13 protein-coding genes are annotated in these 14,632 nt (G+C 68.4%); 7 read left to right on the plus strand and 6 right to left on the minus strand.

Annotated elements, in window-relative coordinates; genetic code table 11:
* Nucleotides 1-161: 161 nt before the first annotated feature.
* The 3 genes from ACWF9G_RS05440 to ACWF9G_RS05450 all read left to right on the plus strand — a co-directional run bounded on the left by ACWF9G_RS05440 (nucleotide 162) and on the right by ACWF9G_RS05450 (nucleotide 2,426).
* Complete coding sequence (locus ACWF9G_RS05440) at nucleotides 162-1,031, plus strand: NAD(P)H-binding protein (RefSeq protein WP_452513866.1); 870 nt, start codon at nucleotides 162-164, stop codon at nucleotides 1,029-1,031.
* 54 nt (nucleotides 1,032-1,085) lie between these two features.
* On the plus strand, nucleotides 1,086-1,520 hold the full coding sequence (locus ACWF9G_RS05445; protein WP_452513868.1) for a winged helix-turn-helix transcriptional regulator: 435 nt from the start codon (nucleotides 1,086-1,088) through the stop codon (nucleotides 1,518-1,520).
* Nucleotides 1,521-1,610: 90 nt separating this feature from the next.
* Nucleotides 1,611-2,426, plus strand: coding sequence for an MBL fold metallo-hydrolase (locus tag ACWF9G_RS05450; protein ID WP_452513869.1), 816 nt, complete (start codon nucleotides 1,611-1,613; stop codon nucleotides 2,424-2,426).
* Nucleotides 2,427-2,465: 39 nt separating this feature from the next.
* Here the strand turns inward: ACWF9G_RS05450 and ACWF9G_RS05455 are convergent, their stop codons facing one another.
* A complete protein-coding gene (locus ACWF9G_RS05455) occupies nucleotides 2,466-3,614 on the minus strand; it encodes an alpha/beta hydrolase (protein ID WP_452513870.1) in 1,149 nt (382 codons plus the stop codon).
* Nucleotides 3,615-4,089: 475 nt separating this feature from the next.
* Here ACWF9G_RS05455 and aceA point away from each other — a divergent pair, with 475 nt between their 5' ends.
* The 3 genes from aceA (at nucleotide 4,090) to metE (ending at nucleotide 8,991) form a co-directional block, all read left to right on the plus strand.
* Nucleotides 4,090-5,379 carry an isocitrate lyase gene (aceA, locus tag ACWF9G_RS05460; RefSeq protein ID WP_379029185.1) on the plus strand — a complete coding sequence of 430 codons (1,290 nt, stop codon included), beginning with the start codon at nucleotides 4,090-4,092 and terminating at the stop codon, nucleotides 5,377-5,379.
* Nucleotides 5,380-5,560: 181 nt separating this feature from the next.
* Nucleotides 5,561-6,433, plus strand: a complete 873-nt coding sequence (locus tag ACWF9G_RS05465; protein WP_379029182.1) for a 3-hydroxybutyryl-CoA dehydrogenase — start codon at nucleotides 5,561-5,563, stop codon at nucleotides 6,431-6,433.
* A 227-nt stretch (nucleotides 6,434-6,660) separates the two neighbouring features.
* Nucleotides 6,661-8,991: a 5-methyltetrahydropteroyltriglutamate--homocysteine S-methyltransferase gene (gene metE, locus ACWF9G_RS05470; RefSeq protein WP_452513873.1), complete on the plus strand. Its 2,331-nt coding sequence runs from the start codon at nucleotides 6,661-6,663 to the stop codon at nucleotides 8,989-8,991.
* Nucleotides 8,992-9,033: 42 nt separating this feature from the next.
* Here metE and ACWF9G_RS05475 read toward each other — a convergent pair whose 3' ends face one another.
* Genes ACWF9G_RS05475 through ACWF9G_RS05485 form a run of 3 tightly spaced genes read right to left on the minus strand, consistent with a single transcriptional unit; the run spans nucleotide 9,034 to nucleotide 12,067 of the window.
* Entirely contained in the window at nucleotides 9,034-9,765 is a 732-nt protein-coding gene (locus ACWF9G_RS05475) for a ZIP family metal transporter (RefSeq protein WP_379304506.1), read from the minus strand.
* Between the two features lie 8 nt (nucleotides 9,766-9,773).
* On the minus strand, nucleotides 9,774-10,964 hold the full coding sequence (locus tag ACWF9G_RS05480; RefSeq protein WP_452513875.1) for an AI-2E family transporter: 1,191 nt from the start codon (nucleotides 10,962-10,964) through the stop codon (nucleotides 9,774-9,776).
* Nucleotides 10,965-11,014: 50 nt separating this feature from the next.
* Complete coding sequence (locus ACWF9G_RS05485; protein WP_379304510.1) at nucleotides 11,015-12,067, minus strand: NAD(P)-dependent alcohol dehydrogenase; 1,053 nt, start codon at nucleotides 12,065-12,067, stop codon at nucleotides 11,015-11,017.
* A 111-nt stretch (nucleotides 12,068-12,178) separates the two neighbouring features.
* On the opposite strand from ACWF9G_RS05485, the gene ACWF9G_RS05490 reads away from it, so the two are divergent.
* On the plus strand, nucleotides 12,179-13,270 hold the full coding sequence (locus tag ACWF9G_RS05490) for a S1C family serine protease (protein WP_452513878.1): 1,092 nt from the start codon (nucleotides 12,179-12,181) through the stop codon (nucleotides 13,268-13,270).
* Here ACWF9G_RS05490 and ACWF9G_RS05495 read toward each other — a convergent pair whose 3' ends face one another.
* Together ACWF9G_RS05495 and ACWF9G_RS05500 are read right to left on the minus strand one after the other, a co-directional pair.
* Nucleotides 13,271-13,837 carry a vitamin K epoxide reductase family protein gene (locus ACWF9G_RS05495; RefSeq protein ID WP_452513880.1) on the minus strand — a complete coding sequence of 189 codons (567 nt, stop codon included), beginning with the start codon at nucleotides 13,835-13,837 and terminating at the stop codon, nucleotides 13,271-13,273. It lies immediately after the preceding gene.
* Entirely contained in the window at nucleotides 13,834-14,592 is a 759-nt protein-coding gene (locus ACWF9G_RS05500) for a DsbA family protein (RefSeq protein ID WP_379304516.1), read from the minus strand. The genes ACWF9G_RS05495 and ACWF9G_RS05500 overlap by 4 nt, the downstream gene beginning before the upstream one ends.
* Nucleotides 14,593-14,632: the final 40 nt, after the last annotated feature.

The raw sequence follows: 14,632 nt of genomic DNA on the forward strand, positions 1-14,632 counted from the left end.
GGGGACGTCGTCGGATACATCGGTGTGCGTGGGGATCACGAATGTGCCTTCTGGTGCGGTGGTCGGCGGTGCGGCCAAGATCGAGGCGTCCTGAACAGCCGGTTCCCCGGCGGGATGGGCGCTCGAACGGCCTAGGCGGCCGGCTGGATGAGGAGGCAGTTTTGATCTTGGTTACCGGGGTGGGCGGTCAGCTCGGAAGGCTGATCTTCGACGGACTGGTCGCGACGGGGGCGGAGGTCACGGCGGGGTCGCGTGCGCCCGAGTCGTTGACGGTTCCGGCGCGGCGCGTCGATTTCGATGATCCGTCGAGTCTGGTGGGAGGATTCGACGGGGTTCGGACGCTGGTGCTGGTCTCGGCCGGGTTCGGTGAGGACGATGTCGTCATGGCGCGGCATCGGGCCGCGATCGAGGCGGCCGGGCGCAGCGGTGTGGCACACGTGATCTACACCAGCCTGTTCGGCGGCGGTGATCACCTGAGCCTGGCCACCGCGCATCGCTATACCGAACATCTGTTGAGTACAGCGCAATTCGGGTACACCATCCTGCGGAACGGCCTGTACGCCGAGCTGTTCGCCCTCGAAGTGATGCGCGCCGCGACGCAGGGGGTCGTGGCGAGCGCTTGGGGCGAAGGCAGAGTGCGGCCGGTCGCGCGGGCCGACCTCGCCGCCGCGGCGGTTGTCGTGGCCGATGAGGTGGAACGCGCCGCGCGACGGGGGGTTCCGAGCAGGCACCGGAATCGCAGCTACGACCTGGGCGGGGTCGAGCCGGTCGGGGCTGTCGAGATAGCCATTATGGTCGCCGGTGCCACCGGTCGGGAGATCGAGCGCCGGGACGTGTCGCTGGCCGATGTGCGGGCCGAACTGGCCGAGCTGGGATTACCCGCCTATCAGGTCGGGCACGTGCTCTCGATCGTGTCCGGTATCCGGGCCGGGCACCTGGACAACGACACCTCCGATCTGGCGGATCTGATCGGCCGCGCACCCTTCTCGGTGGAACATGCGCTACTCGGTGCCGCAGGGGTGCCGGCCTGATCGGCGGTGAATCGACTGTCTGCGAAAGCTATTCGGTGCGGGCATGATGGAAGGATGCAGAACGAGATCGCCCTGGCGCGTGCCTCGGTGCACGACGCCGAGATGGCGCAGCAGGGTCCCTGCGGTGACGACGACTGTGGTGTCCGCGAACTACTGGATCGCCTCGGCGACAAATGGACCATCCTGATCCTGGTCGAATTGTCCAAGGGCACCCGGCGTTTCGGCGAACTCCAGCGCGCGATCCCCGGCATCTCCCAGCGCATGCTCACCTTCACCACCAAACGCCTGTGCCGCGACGGCTTCGTCGAACGCACCGCACACCCGACCATCCCACCCCAGGTGGACTACACGATCACCGACCTCGGCCGCGGACTGGTCGAGATGGGAACCCGGGTGATCGACTGGACCAGGGAAAACGCCGACACCATCGCGTCTGCCAGGCGGGAATGGGATACGGACAACCCGGCACCGACGACCGCGCGCCGCTGAGTCGGGGCCATCTGGTGATCCGCCGGATAGGCGGCGGAAATACCAGGTTTGTGGGATGCCGGGCACGCCGGGAAAGTCCTAGCGTCGTGTATGCGAATCAATCGAATCGAGCGCGACATCACCGCTCTTGCCGACGAGCTGGAAGTTCCGGGTATCGGCCACCTGCCGGTGAACGCCTACGTTCTGCATGCGGCGGAGCCGGTCGTCGTCGATACCGGGCTCAGCCTGCCCGGTCGCGGATTCATCGAGGCGCTGTCCTCGGTGGTCGACCCCGCGGACGTGAAATGGATTTGGCTCACGCACCCCGATCGTGACCACACCGGATCGCTGTTCGACCTGCTCGACACCGCGCCGAACGCGCGGCTGGTCACGACCTTCCTCGCGGTCGGCATCATGTCGTGCGCGCGGCCGGTCCCGCTCAACCGCGTGTTCCTGCTGAACCCGGGGCAATCCCTCGACGTCGGCGATCGGCGTCTCACCGCGTTTCGCCCACCGCTGTTCGACAATCCGAGCACGGTCGGGTTCTACGACGAGGTCAGTGACTCGTGCTTCTCCTCGGACTGTTTCGGCGCGCCGATGCCCAGCGCCGAACTCGCGACCGCCGACGACGTCGGCTACGCACCGGGCGCTGCGGTGCGCGCGGCGCAGCACCTCTGGGCGGCGGTGGACAGCCCGTGGGTGCGCATCGTGGACGAGGGCAAATTCCTCGCCACCGTCTCGGAGTTCCGCGCCATGGACCCGCAGCGGATCCTCAGCACCCACCTCCCGCCTGCCGAGGGACGTACGCCGGAGTATGTGGAGATGCTGGCCACGGCGCCGTCCACCGATCCGTTCGTCGGGCCCGATCAGGCCGCGCTCGAACAGATGCTGGCGAGCTTCGAGCCGCCGACGAGTTCGGAAGTCTGATCACAGATTCGTGGAAGGGCGCTCTGCCGGTCCGGAGGATCAGGCGAACAGTTCGGCGACGAAGGGGAGGGAGTCGGTGAGGGAGGCGTTGACGGTGCCGTCGTGGTCTGTGGGGTAGGTGCGGAGGGTGGCCGGCTGGCGGTTGGCCTCGAGGACGGCGGCGAAGCGGAGGGTTGCGGGGGTGACGACATCGGTGTCGCGGAGGCCCTGGCCGAGGAACAGGGGGCGGTCGTAGCCGGATTCCGGCAGGCCCATGTAGCGCGCGAGCAGGCCGTGCAGGTCGGGGATCGAGGACAGGGGGCGGGTGAACATGCTGCCGAGGCTGGGCTTGGCGGCGGCTAGTTCGTCGCCGAGCGGGCCGATGCAGGCGGTCTTGGCGCGCTCGACCCAGTCGCGGCCCGAGTCGGTGAGCAGGCCGTCGATGTCGAGGTCGGGGAAGGTGGTGCGCAGGCCGTTGAGGATGTAGAGCACGTAGGCCGACAGGTGGGAGCTCAGTGCGATCGGTGGCATGCCGGGGCCGAGTAGCTGGATGACGTCCTCGATGTAGGCGGGGACGCCGGTGCCGACGGCGCCGCGGTAGTCGAGGGTGGGGCCGCCGAATTCGGTGGCGTAGCGGGCGGTGAACACCGCGGCGCCGCCGCCCTGGGACTGGCCGACCACGGCCCACTTGTTCGACAGGTCCGGGTACTGCGCGGTGGCCGCATGGACGGCGTCGACCACGTTGTGCGCTTCCACGATGCCGTTCAGGTACGGATGCTCGCCAGGGCCGCCGAGGCCCGCGTAATCGGCGGCGACGACCGCGTAGCCCTGGTTCAGCCAGGTGCCGAGGTAGGCCCGGTCGCGCTCGACCGCGGCGGGTCCGGCCACGCTGTACGCGCAGTCGTCGCCGAGGCCGACCGTGCCGTGTGCCCACGCGATCACCGGCCAGCCGCCCGCCGGGGCCGTGCCTGCCGGGAAGTACACGGCGGCGCTCGTGGTGGTCAGCTGGTCGCCCGTGGAGGTCGACCGGTAGATCAGTCGCTCGGCGCGCGCCGAGGCGGGCAGTGTCGCCGCGGCGGACAGCGCCTCGACGCCGACGACCGTGCCCGCCGCGCCGGGCTGCGCGCCCGCGGCCGCCGGAACCAGACTCACCGCGGCCGTCGCCGCGACCACTGCCAGCGATGTCGCCGCGATCTTGGAAATCCTCATGGGGTCACCTTGTCGTCTTCGCGGACGAGTGTCCAGGACGCGATCCGAGGTGCCGGGCCAGTGACGACACGCACACCATTCCCGCCCGGCGTGGTGTGTGAAACAGGTCACAGGGTGGCAGGCTTGGGCGTGTCGGGTCGCACCCGGCGGGCGAGCGCTAACAGTACGGGCGTTATGCTAAAACTCCTGGTCAGCGCTACCCGTCGGTAGGCTCGGTGCTTGCAATCAACCCGCAAATTTCGCAAAGTTAGCAAACGCGGCGGCAAACCTAGCTGAGATTCACATAAGCAACAGGTAGACGGCTATTTCCTGGTGTGCCATCGTGTGGAAGTACACCCCTTGGGCCCTAGCTAGTCCTAGCAAGCCTGCAAATTGCTCCAGCAGTACGAACCGTGCAACCGAAAGCGTTCAGCCGCCGGTTGTTTCAGGATCGGATCGCCGGAGCACCGACCACACCGAGGAAGTGGAGTCAGAGATGTCGACTGTCGGCACCCCGAAGACCGCTGCGGAGATCCAGCAGGATTGGGACACCAACCCGCGCTGGAAGGGCATCACCCGCAACTACACCGCCGAGCAGGTCGTCGCCCTGCAGGGCAACGTTGTCGAGGAGCACACCCTCGCCCGCCGCGGTGCGGAGATCCTGTGGGACCTCGTGAACAACGAGGACTACATCAACTCCCTCGGCGCCCTCACCGGCAACCAGGCCGTGCAGCAGGTTCGCGCCGGCCTGAAGGCCATCTACCTGTCGGGTTGGCAGGTCGCCGGTGACGCGAACCTGTCCGGCCACACCTACCCCGACCAGTCGCTGTACCCGGCGAACTCGGTCCCGTCGGTGGTCCGTCGCATCAACAACGCGCTGCTGCGCGCCGACGAGATCGCCAAGGTCGAGGGTGACACCTCGGTCGCCAACTGGCTGGCCCCGATCGTGGCCGACGCCGAGGCCGGCTTCGGTGGCGCGCTGAACGCCTACGAGCTGCAGAAGGCGATGATCGCCGCCGGTGCCGCCGGTGTCCACTGGGAGGACCAGCTGGCCTCGGAGAAGAAGTGCGGCCACCTCGGTGGCAAGGTGCTGATCCCGACCCAGCAGCACATCCGCACCCTGACCTCCGCGCGTCTCGCGGCCGACGTCGCCGACGTGCCGTCGGTGATCATCGCCCGCACCGACGCCGAGGCCGCCACCCTGCTCACCACCGACGTGGACGAGCGCGACCGTGAGTTCCTGGACGGCACCCGTACCGCCGAGGGCTTCTTCGGTGTGAAGAACGGCATCGAGCCCTGCATCGCGCGTGCCAAGGCCTACGCCCCCTACGCCGACCTCATCTGGATGGAGACCGGCGTCCCGGACCTCGAGGTCGCGCGCAAGTTCGCCGAGGCCGTCAAGTCGGAGTTCCCGGACCAGCTGCTGTCCTACAACTGCTCGCCTTCGTTCAACTGGAAGGCGCACCTGGACGACGCGACCATCGCGAAGTTCCAGCGTGAGCTCGGCGCGATGGGCTTCAAGTTCCAGTTCATCACCCTGGCCGGCTTCCACTCGCTGAACTACGGCATGTTCGACCTGGCGCACGGCTACGCCCGCAACGGCATGACCTCGTTCGTCGACCTGCAGGAGCGCGAGTTCCAGGCTGCCGCCGAGCGTGGCTTCACCGCCGTGAAGCACCAGCGTGAGGTCGGTGCCGGCTACTTCGACACCATCGCCACCACCGTGGACCCGAACACCTCGACGGCTGCCCTGAAGGGCTCCACCGAAGAGGGTCAGTTCCACTGATCCGCACGGGGTTGCTTTAAGTAGCAACACCATTCCTCTACTCCGGTAGGGGTGTACGGACGCTCCGCGTCCAGCACGCCCTCCCACGCCGAACAGCCCCGGCGTGGGAGGGCATCCCTATAGCTTGGTCGACATGACCACCCCAGCCACCCCACAGCCAGACACACAGCAGGAGCGGGACGTGAGCAGCAGCGAGAAGATTCAGCGCGTCGGGATTATCGGCGCGGGACAGATGGGCGCTGGCATCGCCGAGGTGTGCGCACGCGCGCACGTCGACGTCCTCGTCTACGAGACCAGTCGCGAACTCGCCGCCGCGGGCCGCGCTCGGATCCTGCGCTCGCTGGACCGTGGCGTGAGCAGCGGCAAGATCACCGAGCGCGAGCGGGAGCAGGCGGCCTGGCGGCTGCGCTTCACCTCCGATCTCGGCGACTTCGCCGACCGTCAGCTGGTCGTGGAGGCCGTTGTCGAGAACGAAGAGGTCAAGACGGCCATCTTCAGCGAGCTGGACAAGGTCGTCACCGACCCCGACGCCGTGCTCGCCTCCAACACCTCCTCCATCCCGATCATGAAGATCGCGGTCGCCACGGCGAACCCCGAGCGCGTGGTCGGTCTGCACTTCTTCAACCCGGTGCCGGTGCTGCCGTTGGTCGAGCTGGTCACCACGCTCAAGACCAGCGAGCCGGTCGCCAAGCGCGCCGAGCAGTTCGCCGCCGACATCCTGGGCAAGCAGGTCGTGCGTTCGGCCGACCGCTCCGGCTTCGTCGTCAACGCGCTGCTGGTGCCGTACCTGCTCTCGGCCATCCGGATGGTCGAGTCGGGCTTCGCCACCAAGGACGACGTCGACAAGGCGATGGTGCTCGGCTGTGCCCACCCGATGGGCCCGCTGGCGCTGACCGACCTCGTCGGCCTCGACACCGTCAAGTCGATCGCGGACTCGATGTACGCCGAGTTCAAGGAGCCGCTGTACTCGGCTCCGCCGCTGCTGATGCGCATGGTCGAGGCGGGCCTGCTTGGTAAGAAGACCGGCGCCGGCTTCTACCAGTACGGCAAGTAGGGGTTTGCTCCCCGGAGGCCACCGTCATCACCCACTGAGCGATGACGGTGGCCTTCGGCCATTTCGGGGGTGTTTGCAGGGGGAACGGCGAAGGGCCGCGTTCGCGGCCTAAGCTGCTGTAGCCGGACGCGCTCGCGCGGCCCGGTGATATGTCGAGCGCAGCAATGCGCGGGAGCCGGCGTCGCCCGGGGAGACCGCGCAGGTGATCGAAAGGGAGTATCCCGGTCATGGTCAACGTCACCGATGGATTCGGGTCGAGCGTTCTCGGATATCCGAGGATCGGTCCGCACCGCGAGCTCAAGCGTGCGCTCGAGTCGTATTGGCGCGGATCGCTGGAGCGCGACGAACTGCTCGCGGTAGGCCGCGACATCCAGGAGCGCCAGTTCAACGAGCTGGCCGCGACCGGACTCACGCAGGTGCCGGGCAACACCTTCTCCTTCTACGACCACATCCTCGACAACGCGCTGCTGTTCGGCGCGGTGCCGTCGCGGTTCTCCGAGTACCAGGAGGGCATGCACCCCCTGGACTTCTACTTCCTGATGGCGCGCGGCAATCCCGACCTGCCGCCGCTCGAGCTGGTGCGCCTGTTCGGCTCCAACTACCACTACCGCCAGCCCGAACTCGACGCCGACACCACGTTCTCGCTGCATCCCGAGGCCCTGCTCGACGAGTGGGACCGGGCGATCGAGCGCGGGATCGAACTGCGCCCTGTCGTGCTCGGCCCGGTGTCGTTGCTGCTGCTGTCGAAGGCGGGGCACGTGCCCGGCGAGGCGGAGTTCGACACGCTGAGCCTGCTCGACAAGCTGCTGCCGTTCTATGAGGAGCTGTTCGAGATCCTCGCCAAGCGCGGCTCGACCTGCGTGCAGCTCGACGAGCCGTGCTTCACCGGTGAGCGCTCGCCCGCCGAGCTGGCCGCGTTCGAGAAGGCCTACCAGCGGCTGTCCAAGGCGCCGCTGCGCCCGCGCATCCTGGTCACCGGTCAGTACGGCGATTTCGGTGAGGCGCTGCGCATCCTGGCCGCGACCAATGTCGAGGCCATCGGGCTCGACCTGTCCGCCTACCGGATGACGCCGGAGGAGCTGGCCGCGATCCCCGGGATCAAGCGCAAGCGGATCTACGCCGGTGTCATCAGCGGCACCAATGTCTGGCGGGCCGATCGTTTCGTCACGTTGAACTACCTGAACTCGATCGCCGAGGTCTGCCCCGACCTGGTCGTGTCCACCGGCACCACGCTGCTGCACGTGCCCTACGACGTGCTCGCCGAGTACGACATCGACGGCAATGTGGCCGACCGGCTCGCCTTCGCGAAGCAGAAGGTGGGCGAGGTGGTCTCGCTGGCCAAGGCGCTCACCGAGGGCCCGTCGGATCACTGGCGCAAGCGGCCCACCGAGGTGCACTTCAAGCAGAAGCACGCGGTGCGCCAGCGGGTGTACGCGGTGACCGCGGACATGCGCGAGCGCGAACCCTACGTGGAGCGCCGTGCCGCCCAGCAGGAACGGCTGAACCTGCCGGTGGTGCCCGCGACGACGCTCGGCTCGTTCCCGCAGAGCGTGCGGCTGCGCCAGGCCCGCCACGAGGTGGCCCAGGGCAGGCTGTCCGAGCAGGACTACCGCAAGCAGGTCGAGGCCGAGATCGAGGCGACGATCCGGCTGCAGGAGGACATCGGTCTCGACGTCTTCGTGCACGGCGAGCACGAGCGCAACGACATGATCCAGTTCTTCGCCGAGCAGCTCGACGGTTTCGCCACCACCCGCTTCGGCTGGGTGCAGGTCTACGGGTCGCGGTGTGTGCGTCCGCCGATCATCTACGGCGACGTGTCGCGGCCAGCGCCGATGTCGGTCGACTGGACCACCTACGCGCAGTCGCTGACCGACAAGCCGGTCAAGGGCATGGTCACCGGACCGGTCACCATGCTGGCCCGCTCGTTCGTGCGCCAGGACCAGCCGCTCTACGAGACCGCCGACCAGGTGGCGCTGGCCATCCGCGACGAGGTCGTCGACCTGGAGAAGGCGGGCATCGCGATCATCCAGGTCGACGAGCCCGCCATCCGCGAGCTGCTGCCCGCGCGTCCGGTGGGGCGCGAGGAGTACCTGCGCTGGGCGGTCGGCGCGTTCAAGCTGGCCACCTCCGGCGTGCGGGCCGACACCCAGATCCACACCCACATCGGCTATTCCGGCCGCACCGAGGTGGTCGACGCGATCGAGCAGCTCGACGCCGACGTCACCGCGATCGTGGCGACCCGCTCGATCGAATGGGTCATGCAGGCGCTGACCGAGGACGTCGCCACCGGCCACGGCCTCAGCCACGGCGTCGGCCCCGGCGTGTACGAGAGCCGCTCGGCGCGGATCCCGGACATCGACGAGCTCGACGAGCTGCTCACCCAGGCCGCGGAAGCCGTGACGCCGCAACGGCTCTGGGCCAACCCGGACGGCGGTCTCAAGACCCGCCACTACTGGCAGCTCGAGCCGTCGCTGCGCAATATGGTCGCGGCCGCGCGTCGCGTGCGTCGCCGGACACTGGCCGCCGAAGCCGAGGCAGCGGCTGTCGCGGCGGAGTAGGCGAGCCGGCCAACGGGCGCACCGGAAATCCGGTGCGCCCGCTCAGTGGCTGAGGGCGGCGACGCCGAACATCGCGCCGACGCCGGTGACCGTGCACAGCAGGGTGAGGCGGGAGGGGTGTTCGGCGTGGGCTTCGGGGAGGATGTCGGCGGTGGCGAGGTAGAGCAGGAAGCCGGCGAAGTAGCCGAGGTAGAGGCCGATCCACTGTTCGGGGACGTGGATGAGGGTGCCGAGGATGGCGCCGAAGACGGGGGCGATGGCGTCAAGGCCGAGGAGGGTGAGGGCGCGTTTGCGGGCGTTGCCGTAGAGGGTGGGGATGGTGAAGGTGTTGAAGCCGTCGGCGAAGTCGTGGCAGATCACCGCGATCGCGACCGAAAGGCCGACCGCGGCGCCCGCCTGGTAGCCCAGGCCGATACCGAAACCGTCCAGGGTGCTGTGGAAGATGAGGCCGGCCGCGGCGAGCAGCCCGACCGACTCGAATCCGTGGTGGTGGGCGCCGAATTCGGACTCGTGGCCGGTGTGGATGGCGACGGCGCGTTCGATGATGTGGATGCTCAGGAACCCGATCACGGCGGCGATCAGCACCACCGGCACGCCGTACACCTCGCCGGTCGACTGCTCCAGCGCCTCGGGAATCAAGTCGAAGGCGACCAGTCCGAGCAGGACACCCGCGGCCAGGCCGAGCACCAGGTGCTTGCGGTCGCCGATCCGCATGGCGACGAATCCGCCGAACAGGGTCGACAGCATGGACACGAGCGACAGCAGGATGGCCATCGCGCCGCCTACTCGTTCGACGGTTCGGCGGGCGGCTGCTTGGGCTTCTTCTTCCCCGTCGGCGCCTCGGCCTCCTCGGTGACCTCGTAGCGCCGGACATAGGCGCCTGCGAAGCCCTGCAGGGTGGCGGTGACCGGGATGGCCAGCAGCGCACCCGTCGGCCCGAGCAGCGCCGCGCCCGCGATCACCGCGCCGAAGGCCACCGCCGGATGCATGTCCAGGGTGGTCGCGGTGATCCGCGGCTGCAGCACGTAGTTCTCGAACTGCTGGTAGGCGACGATGAACAGCAGGATCCACAACGCCGAGATCGGGTCGTGCACCAGCGCGACCAGCACCGGCAGCGCACCGGCCAGATAGGTGCCGACGGTCGGGATGAACTGCGAGACCACGCCGACCCACAGCGCCAGCGCGAACGCCGATGGCACGTCGAACAGCCGCAGCGCGACATAGTGGGCGAGCGCGGAACACAGCGCGAGCAGCGCGCGCGAATAGATGTAGCCGCCGGTCTTCTCGACCGCGATGTCCCACGCCCGCAGCACGTGCTTCTGCTGTTTGGGCGGCAGAAACGAGCACACCCAGGTGCGGAAGCGCGGTCCGTCGGCGGCGAAATAGTACGTGAACAGCAGCACGCCGAGCAGCTGGAACAGCGCGCCGATCGCGACAGTGCCGATGCCCCAGACGTTTCCGGCCAGGCCGACCAGATAGCCCTCGATCGTCGAGCTCCACTCCGAGGCGTACTTGGTGAGGTCGTCGCCGGACAGGTCCTGGTCGAAGGTCGAGTTGATCCAGTCGACCACGTCCTGGATGTAGTCCGGCGCGTTGCTCACCAGCATGGTCACCTGGTTGACCAGCAGCGCGCCCAGCGTCCACACGAACGCGACGACCACGAGCAGCAGCCCGCCGAACACCACACCGGTGCCCGCCCCGCGCCGAACACCGCGCGCGGCAAGCCAGTTCACGGCGGGTTCGATCGCGAAGGCCAGGAACAGCGAGACCATCAGAATGGTCAGCAGGCCTTGCAGCTTGCCGAGCACCCAGAACGCCGCGATCAGCCCGGCGACGGCCAGCGTCGCGTAGAGCAGCGACCGCGGCAGCCAGCGCGGTGGGGTGCGCACCGACCAGCCGACCGGCAGTGTGTCCGCCGCGGCGACCGGTGCCGCCGCGGCGGGGCCAGAGGTCGATTCGTCATCGGCAGCCACCTGGCCCACGGTACCGAGGACGGCGGGATTCGCGCGCGCTGGCGCGCGGCTCAGATCGTCGCGGTGTCGATGACGAAGCGGTACTGCACGTCGCTGGCCATGACCCGCTCGTAGGCGGAATCGATCTCGTCGGCCGAGATCAGCTCGATCTCCGCGCCGATGCCGTGCGCCGCGCAGAAGTTGAGCATCTCCTGGGTCTGCGCGACGCCGCCGATCATCGAACCGGCCAGCGAGCGGCGGAACGCGGCGAGGTTGCGGCCGGTGACGCTCATCGGCTGATCGGGCAGGCCGAGGATGACCAGGGTGCCGTCGAGGGCGAGCAGGCGCAGGTAGTTGTCGATCGGCAGGTTCGCGGAGACGGTGTTGATGATCAGGTCGAACGAGCCGCGCAGCTGCCGGAAGGTCTCCTTGTCGCTGGTGGCGTAGTAGTGGTCGGCGCCCATCCGCAGGCCGTCGTCGCGCTTGCGCAGCGACTGGCTGAGCACGGTCACCTCCGCGCCGAGGGCGGCCGCGATCTTCACCCCGACGTGCCCGAGTCCGCCCATGCCGATGATCGCGACCTTCTTGCCGGGCCCGGTGTTCCAGTGCCGCAGCGGCGAGTACAGGGTGATGCCCGCGCACAGCAGCGGCGCGGCGACATCGAGGCCGATGCCGTCGGGAATGGCGACGACGAAGCTCTCGGTCACCACGATCTGGGTGGCGTAACCACCCATGGTGTAGCCACCCGGCTGCGCGGTTTCGGGGACCGGGTTGTTGTAGGTCCAGGTGGCGCCCTTGGCGCAGTACTGCTCCTCGCCCGCCAGACACGGCACGCACTTGCCGCAGGAGTTCACCAGGCAGCCGACGCCGACCCGATCGCCCACCTTGTACTTGCGCACCGCCGAGCCGGTGGCCGCGACGATGCCCGCGATCTCGTGACCGGGCACGCAGGGGTACTTGGTGCCGCCCCATTCGTCGCGGGCGGTGTGGATGTCGGAATGGCAGATGCCCGCGTATTTGATGTCGATCAGGACGTCGTCGGGGCCGAGTTCACGGCGCTCGATCGTGACCTTCTCGAAGGACCCGTCGGGGGCGGGGACGGCGTAGGCGGCTGCGGTGCTCATGGACTTATGCCTACCGTCGCATGCGGCGTTTGCCAACCGGCGCGTTCGGATCGATACCCGGTCTGGCTCGAATCCGGGTCACAATGGAGTAGTCGGCTCGCGAGAGAGGACATGCGCGTGCACGCTCTTGGCCGGGTGTTTGCGACGCTGGTCGTCGCGCTGATCGGCGTGTGCGCATTCCTCGGATATCGCGGTGAGCTGGCGTTTCCCTGGGAGCCACCGGCGGGCGAGATCGTCGCTGTCGCGGAGCAACCGCCGCCGATCCCGCTCGACCCGGTCCTGGTCGCCGCGCAGGTGGAGCCCGCGCTGGTCAATATCGCGGTCGACGCGACGCGGTTCGGCAGCAGCGCCGCCGGGTCGGGCATCGTCCTCACCGAAGACGGGCAGATCCTCACCAGTCATCACGTGATCAAAGGCGCCGACGAGCTGAAGGTCACCGATATCGGGAACGGGCTGGTCTACCCGGCCACCGTGCTCGGCTACGACTCGACCGCCGATATCGCGCTGCTGTCGCTGGCCGGGGCATCGGGGCTGCCGACGGCGCGCCTCGGCTCCTCCGCGGAGCTGCGGATCCGCCAGGACGTGCTCGCCATCGGCGACGCGGGCGGCGACGGCGGCGAAGCGACCGCGGTCGCCGGGCCGATCACCGATCTCGACGCGAGCATCGTCGCGATGAACTCCGCCGACCTGACCCGCAAGTCGTTGCGTGGCATGGTGCAGATCGCCGCGCCCGTCGTCGGCGGGCAGTCCGGGGGCGCGCTGGCCGACAGCACCGGCGCTGTCGTCGGGGTGATCACGGCGGCCTCGGGGGAGCGGCCCGGCACCGAATACCAGCCGAAACAGGCCAACGGCTACGCGGTGCCGATCGATACCGCCCTGCGGATCGTGGCGCAGATCCGCTCGGGGACGCCGACCGAGACCGTGCACATCGGGCCGACGGCCACGCTCGGGGTGCAGATCGTCGACGCGAAACCGTCCGGCGCCCAGGTGAACTGGGCTTTCTACGGGCAGCCTGCGCGCTCCGCCGGGATCACCACCGGTGATGTCATCACCGCCGTCGACGGGCAGCCGATCACCACCGCCCGCGCGCTGAGCGCCGCCGTGAATGCGCGCAAACCCGCCGATCTGATCCGGCTCGACGTCACCGCGCCCGACGGAACGACCCGCACGGTCGAGGTGGTGCTGGCGAGGGGAACGCCCTAGCTAGACCAGGCTGAGCCAGTAGTCCTGGAACTTCAGGAAGACCAGCAGCAGCACCACCGCGTAGAAGACCACGACCAGCGTCCACCGCCATTCGGCGAGGATCCCCATCGGACCGCGTGACCCGCCCCAGGTCTCCTGCGTGGTGACCGCGAACAGCACCGGCACCACGACCCACACCACCATGCAGTACGGGCACAGCGCGTTGATCCGGTACAGACTCTGGAAGATCAGCCAGCAGATCGCGGCGACACCGAGGACGGTGCCGAGCCACAGCCCGCCCCAGATCCAGCGCGGGAAGCCGACGCCGACCACGGAGAGCACAGCGAGCGTGACGACCACCGGGAACCCGACGATGCCGAACAGCGGATTCGGGAAGCCGAACACCGAGGCCTGATCGGTCTGCATGATCGACCCGCACGACAGCACCGAGTTGATGCTGCAGGAGGTGACGTAGTCCGGGTCGACGAACAGCTTGAACCGTTCGACGGTGAGCGTGAACGACGCCAGCCAGCCCGCCAGCCCGGCGATCAGCAGCAGCCACGCCGAGCGGGCGGGCGTGGTGATCACTTGGCCGCGTCGGCGATCACGGACGCCAGGCCGTTCTCGGCGTACAGGACATCCTTCGACTGCTGCGGCTGACCGTTGACGTACACCGACGGGGTCCCCTTCACACCCGAGGCGAACGCGGCTTCGGTGAGCTGGTTGATGGCGTCGTTGTAGGGCTTGTCGTTGATGCAGGTGGCCACCGCCGGGTCGGTGTAGCCGGCGTCGACGGCGATCTGGACGAGCTCGGCGTTGCTCAGGCCGGCGCCGCCCTCGGCGGGCTGCTTCTCGAACATCGTCTGCAGCCAGCCCTGGTACTTGCTCGTGTCCGACTTCGCGACACAGAACGAGGCGTTGGCCGCGCGCGAGGAGTACTGGTTGGTGGAGGCCTTGTCCAGGAACGAGATGATCTGGTACTCGATGACAGCCGTTCCGTCGGCCGCCGCGTCGGCCAGCGCCGCGGCATTGGCGGCCTCGAACTGCTGGCACGCCGGGCACTGCAGGTCGGCGACCACGCGGACCTTCACCTTCGCGTCCGGGTTGCCGATCACCACCGAGCCGTTCTCCGAGATCGAACCCCCGACCGCGGGCAGCTGTGCGGCGGTGGCGGAGGAGTCGGTGTCGGAGTCCGACCGATTCACGGCGATGCTGATGCCGATCGCCGCGATCAGGGCGACCAGGACGCCGGCGACACCGATCTGGATCGCTAGCTTGCGCCGCTTGTCGGCCGCCTCTGCCGCCGCCAGCGGATTCTGCTTGCCCGTGCTCACCGTCGTCACACGCCTTTCGTTGGTTGTCTCCCCACGGAGCACATCATTG

This window comes from Nocardia sp. NPDC055029, assembly GCF_053608525.1.